Annotated in this window: 14 protein-coding genes and 1 tRNA gene; 10 read left to right on the forward strand and 5 right to left on the reverse strand. The window is 63.1% G+C overall.

Annotation, left to right across the window (positions count from 1 at the left end):
• Window positions 1–1,092: 1,092 nt before the first annotated feature.
• Entirely contained in the window at window positions 1,093–1,983 is an 891-nt protein-coding gene (locus ML540_RS15270; protein WP_243363099.1) for a PEP-CTERM sorting domain-containing protein, read from the forward strand.
• A gap of 133 nt (window positions 1,984–2,116) precedes the next feature.
• Here the strand turns inward: ML540_RS15270 and ML540_RS15275 are convergent.
• Both ML540_RS15275 and ML540_RS15280 read right to left on the reverse strand, forming a co-directional pair.
• Window positions 2,117–2,193 (reverse strand) — tRNA-Met (locus tag ML540_RS15275).
• 76 nt (window positions 2,194–2,269) lie between these two features.
• Window positions 2,270–3,070 carry an undecaprenyl-diphosphate phosphatase gene (locus tag ML540_RS15280; RefSeq protein ID WP_243363101.1) on the reverse strand — a complete coding sequence of 267 codons (801 nt, stop codon included), beginning with the start codon at window positions 3,068–3,070 and terminating at the stop codon, window positions 2,270–2,272.
• 195 nt (window positions 3,071–3,265) lie between these two features.
• On the opposite strand from ML540_RS15280, the gene ML540_RS15285 reads away from it, so the two are divergent.
• Window positions 3,266–3,445 (forward strand): hypothetical protein, encoded by a 180-nt coding sequence (locus tag ML540_RS15285; RefSeq protein ID WP_243363103.1) that lies wholly within the window; start codon window positions 3,266–3,268, stop codon window positions 3,443–3,445.
• Window positions 3,446–3,657: 212 nt separating this feature from the next.
• Here the strand turns inward: ML540_RS15285 and yihA are convergent, their stop codons facing one another.
• Entirely contained in the window at window positions 3,658–4,302 is a 645-nt protein-coding gene (gene yihA, locus ML540_RS15290; RefSeq protein WP_423747899.1) for a ribosome biogenesis GTP-binding protein YihA/YsxC, read from the reverse strand.
• 77 nt (window positions 4,303–4,379) lie between these two features.
• Here yihA and ML540_RS15295 point away from each other — a divergent pair, with 77 nt between their 5' ends.
• From ML540_RS15295 to pgm, 7 genes are all read left to right on the forward strand, one after another.
• Window positions 4,380–4,847: a type II 3-dehydroquinate dehydratase gene (locus tag ML540_RS15295; protein ID WP_243363118.1), complete on the forward strand. Its 468-nt coding sequence runs from the start codon at window positions 4,380–4,382 to the stop codon at window positions 4,845–4,847.
• 17 nt (window positions 4,848–4,864) lie between these two features.
• Complete coding sequence (gene efp, locus ML540_RS15300) at window positions 4,865–5,422, forward strand: elongation factor P (RefSeq protein ID WP_243363121.1); 558 nt, start codon at window positions 4,865–4,867, stop codon at window positions 5,420–5,422.
• Between the two features lie 154 nt (window positions 5,423–5,576).
• Window positions 5,577–7,775, forward strand: coding sequence for a DNA translocase FtsK (locus ML540_RS15305; protein WP_243363131.1), 2,199 nt, complete (start codon window positions 5,577–5,579; stop codon window positions 7,773–7,775).
• Window positions 7,776–7,779: 4 nt separating this feature from the next.
• Window positions 7,780–8,787 carry a hypothetical protein gene (locus ML540_RS15310; RefSeq protein ID WP_243363133.1) on the forward strand — a complete coding sequence of 336 codons (1,008 nt, stop codon included), beginning with the start codon at window positions 7,780–7,782 and terminating at the stop codon, window positions 8,785–8,787.
• A 9-nt stretch (window positions 8,788–8,796) separates the two neighbouring features.
• Window positions 8,797–9,468: an outer membrane lipoprotein periplasmic chaperone LolA gene (gene lolA / locus ML540_RS15315; RefSeq protein WP_243363140.1), complete on the forward strand. Its 672-nt coding sequence runs from the start codon at window positions 8,797–8,799 to the stop codon at window positions 9,466–9,468.
• Between the two features lie 35 nt (window positions 9,469–9,503).
• The gene (locus ML540_RS15320) at window positions 9,504–9,977 is read left to right on the forward strand and encodes a hypothetical protein (RefSeq protein ID WP_243363151.1); all 474 of its coding nucleotides are present in this window, start codon (window positions 9,504–9,506) and stop codon (window positions 9,975–9,977) included.
• 13 nt (window positions 9,978–9,990) lie between these two features.
• On the forward strand, window positions 9,991–11,649 hold the full coding sequence (gene pgm / locus ML540_RS15325) for a phosphoglucomutase (alpha-D-glucose-1,6-bisphosphate-dependent) (RefSeq protein WP_243363153.1): 1,659 nt from the start codon (window positions 9,991–9,993) through the stop codon (window positions 11,647–11,649).
• 178 nt (window positions 11,650–11,827) lie between these two features.
• Here the strand turns inward: pgm and ML540_RS15330 are convergent, their stop codons facing one another.
• Window positions 11,828–12,487: a MarC family protein gene (locus ML540_RS15330; protein ID WP_243363156.1), complete on the reverse strand. Its 660-nt coding sequence runs from the start codon at window positions 12,485–12,487 to the stop codon at window positions 11,828–11,830.
• 33 nt (window positions 12,488–12,520) lie between these two features.
• Window positions 12,521–13,036, reverse strand: a complete 516-nt coding sequence (locus tag ML540_RS15335) for a GNAT family N-acetyltransferase (protein ID WP_243363159.1) — start codon at window positions 13,034–13,036, stop codon at window positions 12,521–12,523.
• A 179-nt stretch (window positions 13,037–13,215) separates the two neighbouring features.
• Here ML540_RS15335 and ML540_RS15340 point away from each other — a divergent pair, with 179 nt between their 5' ends.
• A complete protein-coding gene (locus ML540_RS15340) occupies window positions 13,216–14,823 on the forward strand; it encodes an MBL fold metallo-hydrolase RNA specificity domain-containing protein (RefSeq protein WP_243363161.1) in 1,608 nt (535 codons plus the stop codon).
• Window positions 14,824–14,949: the final 126 nt, after the last annotated feature.

The raw sequence follows: 14,949 nt of genomic DNA on the forward strand, positions 1-14,949 counted from the left end.
ACCAGAGGGCCGGTCTTTCCGGACGGCGGATGGTCGTGTCCACCCGCCCCGGTCCGCGCCGCACATGCGGGCACGGGAATCGAGAAACCAGTGATTCAAGAGAGGGGGTGGCATGCCCCGGCGTATAGGCCGAAGTTTAATCCATCCCTTTTCGGTAGTGTTTAGATATCTTAACTAAATTTTTCACAAATGCAAAGCGTTTTCACAATGATGGCGTGGATGCTCGGTTCGCGGAGTATTGGCTTAGGACGACAGGGAGGCGCCTCCCTGTGAGCGGAACGGCCTTCCGGTCAAAAGTGAGGGGACTGGCTAGAATTCATACCAAAATGGTATTGATTGAGAGTATGTCCTCTCGCGCAACTCAATCCTTCTATTGGCTGGCTTTGCCGTCATCATGCCCGCGCCGAGTATAAACTCCGTTAGCCCCGGGGCGAGTCTGTAATGTTTTTCGACAAACACTCCTTGTTTCTTTTTCGGCCGAACTAAGAATTTTGAATGAAACTCACTGCATTATATTGCTTTAATTAAATATTTTAGTGTTTTAAGGGCTCTTGCTCGAACTCTGGGGGAACATTCCGGTGGGGCAGCGAAGAACACTTCACCATTTGATACCGCATCAGCGCAAACGAGCGCAGGCAAGGGAAAGATTGAAAAATACTGTACGGTTGCGAATGACTACCAAACAGGCAGCCGGACCAGAACATCCTGGGCGCGACCAGGATGTCTTTAAATTGTTAAATCATCTCAGATCTTAAATGATAATTTGATCCATGGGACACCATGGACTGTAAGTAACCATACGAAATCATTTACTCCGTTTCGTGGTATATCCTTTGGAGTGAGAAGCGTGCGCTGTAAACATTTCCGACGCGAAGACACTGGAGGTTTACAATATCCATCGGGGATGGGCGGAGGTCGTCATTCGCGTCTCCCGGAATGCTGGCAATGACGCCCTCTAAAAACCGCAGCGATTACACCAGCAAGGGCGCCCATAAAGTCGAGTATTACTGATGGAGCAATGAAAGTACCGCGCTGGAACAGACGTTGCTACGTTCCTCACAGCTGTGCATTCCAAATGATGGAGGCAACATTATGATCAGAATATCCAGACAGATTTTTCTCTCGCTGGTGTCCTGCCTGGCATTCGCTCAACTGGCCATGGCCGCCCCGGTGGTTTTGCCGCCGCCCGTAGTGCCCTATGCAGTCCAGTATGATAACTTTTTCTCCTATTCTGCCAAGCTCCTTACCGGCTTCGGGCTGCCCGGCTTTGACGTCAACACCGGCACGGGCGGACTGGATGTTCTGATTTACACTGGCGCGAACGGCGCGAACAACACCGGCGTCGGTGCCGGTGGCCTCTTCAACTTCCCCGATCCGCTGGCGGCGCCCGGCGGCGGCGATACCTCCGTCGCAGGCGTCTGGGGCCCCACCAACATTCCGGTGGGTACGGGCCCTATCCCGGTGAGCTACATGCTCGACTATCTCCACGCCACTTTCGGCGCACAGGCCAACGTCCCGATCTTCGACTTTGACATGAACCAGACCGGAGCCAGCCCCGATCTCCAGGTTGTCGGGCAGGTGCGCGTCCGCAACGCGAGCAACACCGTCATAGCCAGCTGGGCCTTCGACAACATCACTGACAATAAGTTCGAGGACACCGCGTGGGTCACCGCGCCCGGCACCATCACCGCGACCAACCCCCTGCCTCCCTTCCAGTCCGTCACGGTTGACAACAACAAGGGAAGCGGCAAGCTGGACTTCATCGTGTACGCCCCCACCATGAACCTGGCCTTGTTCAACGCGGCCGGCAACACCATCGAGTTCGACTTCCGCATGCAGGGCCTCAACGACGGCTTCGAAGAGCTCTTCCTGACCGGCGGCTTCGCGCCCGCCGCCGTCCCCGAACCCGGCACCATGCTGCTCATGGGCATCGGCGCGGCAGGAGCGGCCTTCATGCGCAGAAGGGCGAAAAAGGCTCATTAACCCGCAAAGCGAATCAAACCAGAAAGGCCCCGCCGGAAACTCCGGTGGGGCCTTTCACATTGGCGCCTGCTAGGGCGCGCTTGCCGAGGAAAATAAAAAAGGACCGGGTCATGACCCGGTCCTTTCAAAATCGTGGTAGCGAGGGAGGGAATTGAACCCCCGACACTGCGGATATGAGCCGCATGCTCTAACCAACTGAGCTACCTCGCCACGTTTCTTGCCTCGCGGCAGGACGGGCTAAGTACACATTCCCACACTGCTTGGCAAGAGCTTTTTCGCTCCAATTTTATTTCGGCCAGAACAGGAACACCGAGAGCGCCAGGAGAAAGCGGTACACCGCGAAGGGGCGCAGGGTCATGCGGCTCACCAGGGCGATGAACCACTTCACGGCGATCCAGGCCGAGAAGAAGGCCACGACGAAACCCACGGCCAAAAACTGCAGGTCGGCCATGTCGAACTCGCCCCAGCTCTTGTACGTCTCGTAGCAGGTGGCTGCGATCATGATGGGCACTGCGCTGATGAAGGAGTATTCCACGGCCAGCTTGCGCCGCGCGCCCAGTATCATGCCGCCCAGGATCGTGGACGCCGAGCGCGAGAAGCCCGGCCACAGCGACAGGCACTGGAACAGGCCGATCCCCAGGGCCAGGGCCGGGGAGACGTCGTCCAGGTCGTAGTATTTCTCCCGGGCGGTCTTCTTGCTCTCGACGATGAGGATGAGGATCGCGCCCGCGATCAAGGCCAGGGCCACGGGCAGGGGGGCGAACAGGTGGGCCTTGATCATCTTGCGCCCCAGGAGCCCCACCACCGAGGCGGGCAGGCAGGTGAGGAAGAGCAGGGTGAGCCCGCGCTTGCCGCCGAAGCGCTGCCTGGACTGGGGGAAGACCAGGGCCAGATAGCGGTCGCGGTACATCACCGCCACCGCCAGGATCGCGCCGAGCTGGATGATAATGTCGTAGGAAGCGGCCTTGTCCCCGGAGTGGCCGAGCAGCACTCCGGTGAGGATGAGATGTCCCGTGGAGGATACGGGCAGGAATTCCGTAAGCCCTTCCACTATGCCGAGGATGACTGTACTGAGCCAGGGATCCATGATGAGGTCCTTCTGCGGGGGGCGGAAGTGCGCCCTTGATTGTAATGTCGCGCTGCGGCCGGTCCCGGCGTCGGGGAGCGCCGCAGCGGGCCAGCGAGGGGGTACGACAGTCCGGTGTTCCTTGCAACCCCCGGCCGCTTAAGTTACATGGATGATTGCCGTTTGGTAATAAACGATCCTACCGGAGCTGTAATCATGACTACCGTCATGCCCCAATCGGAACTGATGCGCAAAGCCGTGACCTGGGTTTCGGAGCAGAAAGCCGCCGGAGAGCCCTTGGCCAAGGTGCTGGGCGAAGCCGGAATGCGCTTCAACCTGAGCCCGAAAGAGCAGGAGTTCCTGCGAGACTTCTTCAGGAACTCCGAAAACGCCTAGCTTGTTCGCTAGATTCATGCGGTCCGGGAGGCCTGGACCGTTCGCGCCTTGCGCGGCGGGCTCGGATCGATTTGAAGACGATCCGTCGCCCGCCGCGCAAGTCACGCCCGCCTCAGACCGCCCGGACCACTGGAGCGACTCACGCGGGCGCGAAGCTGGAAAGGATTCCAAAGGAACACAGTTCCTTTGGCCGCCGGAGGCATCTTAAACTCTTAAACGTCCTCGTCGTCGGGCCCGGCGTCGCTGCCTTCGCTCTCCAGGCCGTCCTCGAACTCTTCGTCGTCCGCGAGAATGGAGTCGATGCGCCGCCAGAGTTCCTCGTAGCCCATGCCGGTGACGGACGAGAACAGGATCGGCGGTTCGCCCCCGAGCAGTGAGGCCCAGCGGGCCTTCTGGGCCTGACGTTCACGCTGGGAGCATTTGTCGGCCTTGGTGAGCACGCCCACCACCCGCACGCCCGAGGCGTGCAGCCAGGCCACCATGTCCAGGTCGCTGGCCTGGGGCGTGAGCCGGCAGTCGATGAGCACGGCCACGGCCTGCAGCCACTGGTTGCCGGTAAGGTAGCGTTCGATGAGTTTGGCCCAACGGGCGCGCTCCTCCTTGGAGCGGCGGGCGTAGCCGTAGCCGGGCAGGTCCACCAGGTAGTAGTCGCCGGGGACCACCTTGTAGAGGTTGATGCTCTGGGTCTTGCCCGGGGTGGAGCTGGTCTTGGCCAGCTGCTTGCGTCCGGCCAGCCGGTTCACCAACGAGGATTTTCCCACGTTGGAGCGTCCGGCCAGGGCCATCTGCGGCACCTCGGGCACGATCAGGTCGGCCTGGCCGTAGATGGTCTTTTCCAGAAGAAGCGTCTTGCGCACGATGTTTTGTTCCATATAATGTTTCTCAGCTGCGTAGGTTATCCTGAAATCCCACGAAAGAGAAGCAAGGTGAGCACATGACCAATTGCCGCATCCTGGTGCTGAACGGCCCCAACCTGGGGCATCTCGGCAAGCGTCAGCCGGAGATCTACGGGGCGCTGGGGATGGACGCCCTGGGCTCCATGGTGGAAGAGACGCTCGGCGAGGCCGCCTCGCGCATCGAACTGTCCTATTTCCAGGCAAACGGGGAAGGGCAGCTCATCGACCGCCTGGAACAGGCGTGGCGCGACAAGCTCGACGGAATCGCCTTCAACGCCGGGGCCTACACCCACACCAGCCTGGCCCTGGCGGACTGCCTGGCCTGGATCGGCATCCCCTGCGTGGAGGTGCACCTCTCCAACATCCTGGCCCGCTCCGACCAGCCCCTGCGCCGCCAGAGCCTCATCGGGCTGAACTGTATCGGGGTGATTGCAGGTTTCGGCATGATGAGCTATACGCTTGCGGTTTCTGCCCTCTGGCAGCACTGGCTCAAAAAGAATTCGTGATCAGTCAAGGAGATACAATGCTTTCCACCACCGACTTCCGCCGCGGCCTCAAGATCGAGCTGGACAACATCCCTTACGAAATCGTGGACTTCCAGCACGTCAAACCCGGCAAGGGCGGCGCTTTCGTCCGCACGAAGCTGAAGAACATGCTCAACGGCCGCGTGGTGGAGAACACCTTCCGCTCGGGCGAGAAGATGGAAAAGCCCGACATGGAAACCAAGGAGATGCAATTCCTTTATAAGGACGGCTCCGGTTTCGTGTTCATGGACATGGAGAGCTACGAGCAGTTCTCCGTGGACAAGGAAGTGCTGGGCGACAAGGGCGGCTATCTTGTGGACGGCATGGAGCTGACCATGCTCATGTACCGCGCCAAGCCCCTGGACATGGACCTGCCCACCTCCGTGGTGCTGGAAGTGACCCACACCGAGCCCGGCCTCAAGGGCGACACCGTCAGCGGCGCCACCAAGCCCGCCACCCTGTCCACCGGCATCACTCTGAACGTGCCCCTGTTCGTCAACGAAGGCGAGAAGATCAAGGTGGACACCCGCTCCGGCGAATACCTGGGACGCGTCTAGCCCGAATACATGATGATCCGAGGCCGTGGGGCGATGCGCTCCACGGCCTTTTGTTTTGGATCGGGCGCGGTCGTCCGGAAGCGCGGCAAGCGGCTTTTAATCGCCGGTTTTTTCGCGTACTGGCAGGGCTTGGAGTATCCCAACAGGGCGGGTTATGGAGACGGAACGCAAGAAGATTCTGGAAGAGCTGATCGGGGTCACGCTCGTTTTCGTGGCCCTGTTCTTCGTGGTCGCCCTGTACTCCTTCGACCCCCTGGACCCCACCTTGAACCAAACCACGGCCAAGGGACGCGAGGTCGCAAACCTCACCGGCGTGATCGGCTCCTACCTGGCAGGGATCTTGGCCGACCTGTTCGGGCTGGCCGCGTGGTTCGTTCCGGCGCTTTTCACCTACGCCGGAATCCGCAGGCTCTTTCCCCTCATCGGCATCACCCGCAGGCACTGGGCCGGGCTCTTCGGGCTGTTCCTGGTGTTTCTCATCTCCTTCGGCTCCGACTGGCCGGGGCCGGGGATCAGGATTCACCAGGTAGCCGGGGGCGGGTACCTGGGCGGGGCGCTCTACCGCTTCGGGGCCAGGATGATCCACCCGGTGGGCATGTACCTGCTGGTCACTTTTCTGGGCATCGTCAGCCTGCAGCTCTTCCTGGGCATATCCTGGCAGGAGCAGACCTCGCGGATGAAAGGCGCGCTCGAAGGCGTCTGGAGCCAGATCGGCCCCGGAATCATGCGTTTCCTGTTCGGGCCGGACAAGGCGGAACGCGAGGCCCTGGCCGAAGGGGACCACGAACCCACGGCGCACGACCCCCACGATCCTGATGAAGAGCTGGTGGTGAAACGCCAGGCCAAAAGCGAGAAGCCCGCAAAACCCAAGGCGGCCGCCAAGCCGCAGCCGAAACCGGCCCGCGCGCAGGCAAACGGCGTTTTGCCGCCGCTTTCGCTGCTCACGCAGCCGCCAGCTCAGGCGGGCGGCCCCTCCGAGGACGTGCTGCGCGCCCAGTCGGCCAGCCTCATGACCTGCTTGAGCGACTTCGGCATCCAGGGCGAGATCGTGCGCATCGTGCCCGGGCCGGTGGTCACCATGTTCGAGTTCAAGCCCGCTCCTGGGGTGAAGGTCAGTCGCATATCCGGGCTTTCAAACGACATCGCCCTGGCCATGAAGGCCATGGCCATCCGCATCGAGGCCCCCATCCCCGGGCGTGACACCGTGGGAGTGGAGATCCCCAACGTCAAGCGCCAGACCGTGTACCTGCGCGAGGTGCTGGAGTCCGACGCCTTCAACGGTTCGCCCTCCAGGCTGACGCTTTCCGTCGGCAAGGACATCCAGGGACGCCCCTTCACCGCCGACCTGGCCCGCATGCCGCACCTGCTGGTGGCGGGCGCCACGGGCAGCGGCAAGAGCGTGTGCATCAACGGCGTCCTGCTCTCGATTCTCTACAAGGCCCAGCCCAGCGAAGTGAAGCTCCTGCTCATCGACCCCAAGCGCATCGAGCTGGCCATGTACGCCGACCTGCCGCACCTGGTGCATCCCGTGGTCACGGACATGGCCCTGGCCAAGTCCGCCCTGGACTGGTGCGTGGCCGAGATGGACCGGCGCTATGAGGCCATGGCCGTGCTCGGGGTGCGCAACCTGGACGGCTACAACGAGAAGGCCGCCAAGCTGGCTGCCAATCCCGGCCCGGACGTCGAGGTGATCGAGCCCATGCCCTATCTGGTGCTCATCATCGATGAGCTGGCCGACCTCATGATGACCGCCGCCAAGGAAGTGGAGATCGCCATCGTGCGCCTGGCGCAGCTTGCGCGCGCGGCTGGCATCCACATGATCCTGGCCACCCAGCGCCCAAGCGTGGACGTGGTCACGGGCCTCATCAAGGCCAACTTCCCCACGCGCATCGCCTTCCAGGTGACCAGCCGCCACGACTCGCGCACCATCCTGGACACTGTGGGCGCGGAACACCTGCTTGGGCGCGGCGACATGCTCTTCAAGCCCAGCGGAGCCAAGATGGTGCGCATGCACGGGGCCTTCGTCTCCGACGAGGAGAGCGCCCGGGTGGTGGAATACTGGAAGGAGCGCCAAGCCCCCAGCTACCTCATGGACCTGGCCAGCTGGAACGACGCTTCCGGCGGCGACGGCCAGGGTGGCTTCGGCGACGGCGAGTCGCTTTCCGACCCGGTGTACCCCCAGGCCCTGGAGTTCGTCATGGAGCAGGGCAAGGCGTCCATATCGCTCATCCAGAGGCGTTTCAGGATAGGCTTCAACAGGGCCGCGCGGTTCATCGAACAGATGGAGCGCGAGGGGCTGCTCGGGCCGGCCGACGGCAGCAAGCCCCGCGTCGTGCTCAAGGGCAAGGACTAGCGCCATGCGTATCATCCTGGACTCCGTGGAGGTCGGGAAGGCTTTCCAATCCTTCATGCGCCATCTGACCAAGGGATGCGTGGCAACCACGGGCACGGTGTCCTGGAAGGGCGTGTGGCAGGAGAGCGACATCCACTGGAACTCCAAGTTCCGGTTCTGGGTGGCGGAGAAGACCACCAGCAACCGTCATTGGCTACAGTTCGGCCTGCACGATCCCTCCGAGGGCGGCAGGCTCGAATCCGCCTGTGAGATGAGTTTTCCCGTTTCGGGCTTCGACGGGCGCATGAACGGGTTCTTCGTTGGTTTCGGCAAGGACGTGCTGGTGGCCCATTCGGGCAGGGTCGGGAAGCGAGACATGCACTTCCCGCAGTTTCTCGAGCTGCACGGCTACGACCTGGCAACCCACGAGGTGAGAACCCCCGAAGGCAAGGAACAGCTGGCGGTAATCCTCTCCGGCATATCCAGCCCGGCCCTGGCCTACAACGCGTTCCGTTTCGTGAGCGCCGTGAGCGACCACCGGCAATGGCACGAGCAGGGGCTCCTGCCGGGCGGGAATGACAAGATCGTTTTCGGTCCCAAGGCCGCAGCCCCGGACGAATCCTGTCCCGACCCCGGCTTCGTCCACGGCGGTCTGCACCAGCGCGTTGCCCGAGGCGTGCGCGAGCAGTTGGCCAGGTACGTGGAGTCCCGCAAGCTTCGCGTGCGCATCGGCTCCGCCCCCGGCAGCGACATGGTGCTGGTCTCGCCCGACAACGCCGTGCTGGCCGCGCTCCAAGTGAAGACCAGGCTGTCGCCAGCCGACCTGTACGCCGGGGTGGGGCAGCTGCTCCTGTCGCGCCACACCCTGCGGGCCGCCAAATTTCTCGTGGTGCCCGGGGCGCTCGGGCCGTTTTTCACCCAGACGCTTTTCCGCCACGACATCCACGTCGTCTCCTACAAACTTACCCAGGACATGGACGTGGTCCTGGACCCCCAGGACATCTTCGCCGCGATCCAGAACGCGGGACAATAAGAGGACCCTATGATCAGACGGATATTCATGGCCCTGGCCCTGTGCGGCCTGATGGCCCAGACCGCGCAGGCCGCCGACATCGCCGCCCTGGCGGACAAGGTGCAGAAGCAGTACCAGGCCCTGTCGTCCTTCACGGCCGACTTCACCCAGGTCCTGGTCAACTCGGCCAGCAAGGACAAGGAAACCCGCAGCGGCAAGCTGGTATTCGCCCAGCCGTCGCTCATCCGCTGGGAGACCGAGAAGCCCGAGAAGGAGCTTCTGGTGGTGGGCAAGGACGTGGTCTGGAACGCCTTCCCCGAGGAAAAGTCCGCCTACCGCTACGGCGTGGAGGACGTGCTGGGCTCCAAGACCATGCTGCGCTTCCTTTCGGGCAAGGGCAACCTGCGCGAGGATTTCCACATCCAGGAGGAACAGGGCGCGCCCGAAGGGCAGGTGAAGCTCAAGCTCGTGCCCCGCGAGGCCGAGCCCGCCATGGTGCTGGCTTACGCCTGGGTTGACCTGAAAACCAGCATGCTCGCGCGCATCAGCATCGAGGATTTCTACGGCAACCTGAACGATGTGACGCTTAACAACGTGAAGCTGAACCCCTCCGTATCCAAGGACATCTTCCAGTACACCCCGCCCAAGGATTACGGCATATTCGACAATACGGGCTTGCAGGGCGGCCCTGGAAAGCAGTAGCTTTTTCCGATTTCAGATAAAGAAGGTAGAATCACATGAGATGTCCCCTGAAGGTCAACTCCAGCGTGCTCGGCGTCGAGCTGGACCTGGAAGCCACGGACTATGGCTATTCCATCGAAGTCGTCGCCACCATCGACGGCAAGCCGGTGTTCAACCCCGCCCTGCACGTCACCGACGACTATTCCATCGCCCGCATGAACCTCTACGCCGACGCGGTGAAGTTCACCCTGGACGGCCTGGACGCCCTGGTGTCCGGGTTCGGCGCTGCGCGCATCGACATGATCGACCCCGACGGCAGCATCAGCTTCAACCGCTATTTCGAGAAGCCCAACACCGTCTATGTGGACATCGAATTCGACGTCTGCTGTTTCTCGGACTCGCACTGCTTCTCCTCCGAAGGCATCGCCCTCAAGACCGACATGACCTTTGAGGACTTCAAGGACTTCGTGAAGCAGTTCGCCTCGCTCCTGGACAAGTTCCACGCCCCGGCGGACTACAAGCATCAATAAGGAACAGAGCCCCATGTCCATGCATCCCCTGGCCGGTAAGCCCGCTCCGCGCTCCATGCTGGTGAACATCCCCAAGCTGGTCAGCGCCTACTACTGCGTGAAGCCCGACCCCGCCGACCCCGCCCAGGCCGTCTCCTTCGGCACATCAGGGCACCGCGGCACCTCCCTGGCGGGCTCCTTCAACCAGGACCACATCTGGGCCACCACCCAGGCCATCTGCGACTATCGCGCCGCCAAGGGCATAGACGGTCCCCTCTTCATCGGCATGGACACCCACGCCCTGTCCGCCCCGGCCATGATCTCCGCCCTGGAGGTGCTGGCCGCCAACGGCGTCGAGGCGCGCATGAACTGGGAGGGCTACACGCCCACCCCGGTGATCTCCCACGCCATCCTAACCTGGAACAAGGGCAGGACTCCGGCGTCGGGCGGCCTGGCCGACGGCATCGTCATCACGCCTTCGCACAATCCGCCCCAGGACGGCGGCTTCAAGTACAATCCCCCGGCGGGCGGCCCGGCCGACACCGACATCACCGGACAGGTCCAGGCCCAGGCCAACGCCTATCTGGCCAAAAAGCTCTCCGGCGTGAAGCGCGTCGCCTTCGAACAGGCCCTCAAGGCGCCCAACATCACGGCCTACGACTTCGTCACCCCCTATGTGGCCGATCTGGGAAGCGTCGTGGACATGGCCGCCATCAAGGCCAGCGGCCTGCGCATCGGCGTGGACCCGCTGGGCGGCTCGGGCATCGCCTTCTGGCAGCCCATGGCCGAGCGCTACGGGCTCAACCTGACCGTGGTCAACGACGTGGTGGACCCGACCTTTTCCTTCATGACCGTGGACCGTGACGGCAAGATCCGCATGGACTGCTCCTCGCCCTATGCCATGGCCGGACTCATCGGGCACAAGGATTCCTTCGACGTGGCTTTCGGCAACGACCCTGACTACGACCGCCACGGCATCGTCACTCCCACCGGCGGGCTCATGAACCCCAACCACTATCTCGCCACCGCCATCTGGTATCTCTTCCAGAACCGGCCGGGCTGGCGCGCGGACGCCGCCGTTGGCAAGACGCTGGTGTCCAGCGCCATGATCGACCGGGTGGCCAAGGCCCTGGGGCGCACGCTGTGCGAGGTGCCCGTGGGCTTCAAGTGGTTCGTGGACGGGTTGGTGGACGGGAGCTTCGGCTTCGGCGGCGAGGAAAGCGCCGGGGCATCCTTCCTGCGCAAGGACGGCTCCGTCTGGACCACCGACAAGGACGGCTTCATCATGGACCTGCTGGCGGCCGAGATCACCGCCGTCACCGGCAAGGACCCGGCCGTCATGTACCAGGGGCTCACCGAGCGCTTCGGCTCGCCCGTGTACGAGCGCGTGGACGCGCCCCTCACCGCCGCCGAGAAAAAGGCGTTTTCGAGCCTCACCCCCGAGAACGTGACCGCCGCCGACCTGGCCGGAGAGCCCATCCAGGCCAAGCTCACCAGGGCCCCTTCCAACGGAGCCAGCATCGGCGGCCTCAAGGTGGTGGCCGAAAACGGCTGGTTCGCGGCCCGGCCGTCCGGAACCGAGCCCGTGTACAAGATATATGCGGAGAGCTTCAAGGGCCCCGACCACCTGAAGCGCATCCAGGACGAGGCCAAGGCCATGCTGGACGCGGCCTTCAAGGCGGCAGGAGCGTAATTACACGAAGAGCGCCGGAAGATTCCTTCAAGCGATACTTGAGTAATCTTCCGGCGCGTTTGACTGCCGCGTTCTCTACGCTCCCGGGCCCCCGCCCCGCCCCAAGACCCCCCTATACGGGAGTCCAGAGGGCGCAGCCCCTTGGCCGCCGGAGGCTTCTCCCCCCTCTCCGTGCAGCTCAGTGCGCGATGCCCATGAGCTCCCGGTACCCAGTCCAGACGATCTCCAGCCCGATGCACAGCAGAATAAACGCCGACAACCTGAGCATTACGTTGGTGCCGGTATCCCCGAGCGCTGCCACGATCTGCCTGGCGTAGCGGTAGCTGACGTAGACCGTGGCGGCGATGGCCGCCAGCCCGAGGACCGCCGCCGAGCCGAGCACCGCGATGTGCGGCAGGTCCACCAGGGTTATGGGCCTGCGGCTGCCAAGGGTAATGGCCACGGACAGTGAGCCCGGCCCCACGGTAAGCGGCAGGGTGAGCGGATAGAAGGCGTCGGCCATGCTGACCGCCATGCCGGTGGCTTCAGGCGTCTTATGGTCCTTCAGGTGCTCGCCCGCATGCAGGAGCTTCCAGCCGAAGGCCGTGACCACCGATCCGCCCGCTATGCGCAAGATGGGCAGGGAGATGCCGAAGAACTCCAGTACGTGCGATCCCACGAAGAGTGCGCACAAAAGCAGGAAGAAACAGTTGACGCCGACACGCCGGGCCAGGGCCCTGCGGTCGGCCTCGGTGCTGTCGATGGTCAGGCCCAGGAAGATGGGGGCGTTGCCCACCGGGTTCACGATGGGGAACAGGGCCGCGTAGACCAGGAGGAAGGTGTTGGAGAAGTCGTTCATGATGCGTGGCTCATAGGGGTTGCCCGGGGCGCGCTACAGGGCGAGTTCCATGTAACGCACGCCCGCGTGCGGGTTGTGGCAATAGGGCTCGATGTCTGCGAAACCGAGCTTTTCGTACATGGCGATGGCTGAAGCCATGCTGGGCAGGGTGTCCAGGCGCATGGCCCGGTAGCCCGCCGCGCGGGCTTTTTCGATGGCGGCTTCGGCCAGGAGCCTGCCGAGCTTCATGCCTCGAAAGTCCGGGCGGACGTACAGCCGCTTCATCTCGCAGACGCCGGGCTCGTCCAGGGGGCGCACGGCCACGCATCCCGCGGCGCGCCAGCCGGCGTCACTGGCTGTTTCGGCATCGGACGCGGCACCGGGGGCATCCCCCTCGGCCAGGGCCAGCAGGATGGTCCCTCCGGGCGGGGCGTACCGTCCCGGGAGCCCGCTCAACTCCTCTTCGAAGCCTTGGAAGCACAAGGAAATGCCCAGTCCCTGGGAGTATTCCCGGAAAAGCGTCCGTATTTCCTCCAGGGCAGGGCCGCCGGTGGCATCGACAATCTTCACATCCATCCTGGTCTCTCTCGCGCGTTGCCGCAGTCGGGTGTCCCGCGCCGCGCCAAGTTCAGGGTTCGATGCCCGCCGCCTGCTTTCCAGGCGGGCGGCGCTTCTTGGAATCCTCGCCGCATTGGTGTAACGAGTGCTCCCACCTTCCGCAAGGCAACCGTAACAAGCCGAGGAGACTCATGAAGATCAAGTTCCTGGGAGCGGCCAAGACCGTCACCGGTTCATGCTACGTGCTGGAGACCGGCGGCACGCGCTTCGCCGTGGATTGCGGCCTGCATCAGGGCAACCGCGAAATCGAGGCCCGCAACGCCGACATCTCGGTCTACCAGCCCCGAAAGATCGACTTTTTCCTCATCACTCACGCTCACATGGACCACTCGGGGCTTCTGCCGCGCATGGTGCGCCACGGCTTTTCGGGCAAAGTCTTCGTCACCTCGGCCACCAAGGATCTGCTTTGGCTCATGCTCCAGGACAGCGCCCATATCCAGGAGATGGAGGCCGAATGGGCCAACCGCAAGAACGCCCGGCGCGGCGGCAAGCCCGTGGAGCCGCTCTACACCCAGGCGGACGCTGCGGCGGTCATGCCCATGATGCAGGTGATCGAATACAACGTGCCTTTTGAGCCCGCCCCGGGCGTCAAGGTGGTCTACCGCGACGCCGGGCACATCCTGGGCTCGGCCTTCATCGAGATATGGGTCACCGAGAACGGCACCGCCAACAAGCTGGTGTTCTCCGGCGACCTGGGCCGTCCCGACCAGCTGCTCATCAACGACCCGAAATTCGCCGAGGAGGCCAACTACCTCTTCCTGGAATCCACCTACGGCGACCGCGACCACAAGGATTTCGGGTCAAGCTTGGATGAAATGGCCGAGGCCATCTCCTTCTCCTACGCCCACGGCGAGAAGGTGATCATCCCGGCCTTCGCGGTGGAGCGCACTCAGGAGGTGCTCTATTCGCTGCACATGCTCGGCAAGAGCGGAAAGCTCCCCAAGGACATGCCCGTCTACGTGGACAGCCCCCTGGCCATTCGGGCCACGGAGGTCTTCCGCCAGCATCCTGAGTACATGGACGCCGACATCAAGAGCTTGCTCATAAGCGGCGAGGATCCTTTCACCCTGCCCAACCTCAAGTTCACCCTCACGGCGGACGAATCCCGGGCCATCAACACCGCCGACGGCCCGGCCGTGGTCATTTCGGCAAGCGGCATGTGCAACGCCGGGCGCGTGAAGCACCACCTGCGCCACAACCTCTGGCGCAAGGGCGCAAGCGTCGTGTTCGTGGGCTACCAGGGACAGGGCACGCCAGGGCGCAAGATCGTGGACGGAGCCAAGACGCTCAAGCTCCTGGGCGAGGACGTGCAGGTGGCCGCCAAGGTCTGGACCATCGGCGGCTTCTCGGCCCACGCGGGCCAGAGCCAGATTCTCGATTGGCTCAGGCATTTCAAGAAGAATGGCATGGAGGTGTTCCTGGTTCACGGCGAAAACGGGGCCATGAACACCTTGTCCGGGCTTATCGAATCGCGCTTCGGGTTCACGGTGCACAAGCCGGAATACCTCGAGGAATGCACGCTCAAGCCGGGACTGACCACGGCCGTGACCCTGGACACCGAGCGGGCCATGCCCAAAGTGGACTGGAGCTTCATCCTGGGCGACACCGAGGCCAAGTTCCAGTTGCTCAAGCAGCGCCTGGACAGGGCAGGGGAGCGCCCCTGGGTGGATCAGGTGGAGCTGCGCGACAGGCTGCTGGACGTCAACAAAGACCTGATGGAGCTGATTTCGCAGATGTAACGTTTTTCGCGGGAGGCATGCGCTCAAGATGTCCGGTCATGTGTGACCGGCGGGGCGCATGCCTCGCCCGAAGGTGCGCTCCGGTTTCGGTGGCAGGGCACCCGCCGGGAACAACTTCGTTCCGGG

This window comes from Fundidesulfovibrio terrae (genome assembly GCF_022808915.1).
GTDB lineage: Bacteria > Desulfobacterota > Desulfovibrionia > Desulfovibrionales > Desulfovibrionaceae > Fundidesulfovibrio > Fundidesulfovibrio terrae.

Excerpts from the sequence above, each read along its gene's own strand:
- ML540_RS15320 (WP_243363151.1), top strand. The coding sequence starts at position 9,504 with ATGAGATGTCCCCTGAAGGTCAACTCCAGCGTGCTCGGCGTCGAGCTG.
- ML540_RS15305 (WP_243363131.1), top strand. The coding sequence starts at position 5,577 with ATGGAGACGGAACGCAAGAAGATTCTGGAAGAGCTGATCGGGGTCACG.
- lolA (WP_243363140.1), top strand. The coding sequence starts at position 8,797 with ATGATCAGACGGATATTCATGGCCCTGGCCCTGTGCGGCCTGATGGCC.
- ML540_RS15310 (WP_243363133.1), top strand. The coding sequence starts at position 7,780 with ATGCGTATCATCCTGGACTCCGTGGAGGTCGGGAAGGCTTTCCAATCC.
- ML540_RS15280 (WP_243363101.1), bottom strand. The coding sequence starts at position 3,070 with ATGGATCCCTGGCTCAGTACAGTCATCCTCGGCATAGTGGAAGGGCTT.
- ML540_RS15340 (WP_243363161.1), top strand. The coding sequence starts at position 13,216 with ATGAAGATCAAGTTCCTGGGAGCGGCCAAGACCGTCACCGGTTCATGC.
- pgm (WP_243363153.1), top strand. The coding sequence starts at position 9,991 with ATGTCCATGCATCCCCTGGCCGGTAAGCCCGCTCCGCGCTCCATGCTG.
- ML540_RS15270 (WP_243363099.1), top strand. The coding sequence starts at position 1,093 with ATGATCAGAATATCCAGACAGATTTTTCTCTCGCTGGTGTCCTGCCTG.
- efp (WP_243363121.1), top strand. The coding sequence starts at position 4,865 with ATGCTTTCCACCACCGACTTCCGCCGCGGCCTCAAGATCGAGCTGGAC.
- ML540_RS15295 (WP_243363118.1), top strand. The coding sequence starts at position 4,380 with ATGACCAATTGCCGCATCCTGGTGCTGAACGGCCCCAACCTGGGGCAT.
- ML540_RS15285 (WP_243363103.1), top strand. The coding sequence starts at position 3,266 with ATGACTACCGTCATGCCCCAATCGGAACTGATGCGCAAAGCCGTGACC.
- ML540_RS15330 (WP_243363156.1), bottom strand. The coding sequence starts at position 12,487 with ATGAACGACTTCTCCAACACCTTCCTCCTGGTCTACGCGGCCCTGTTC.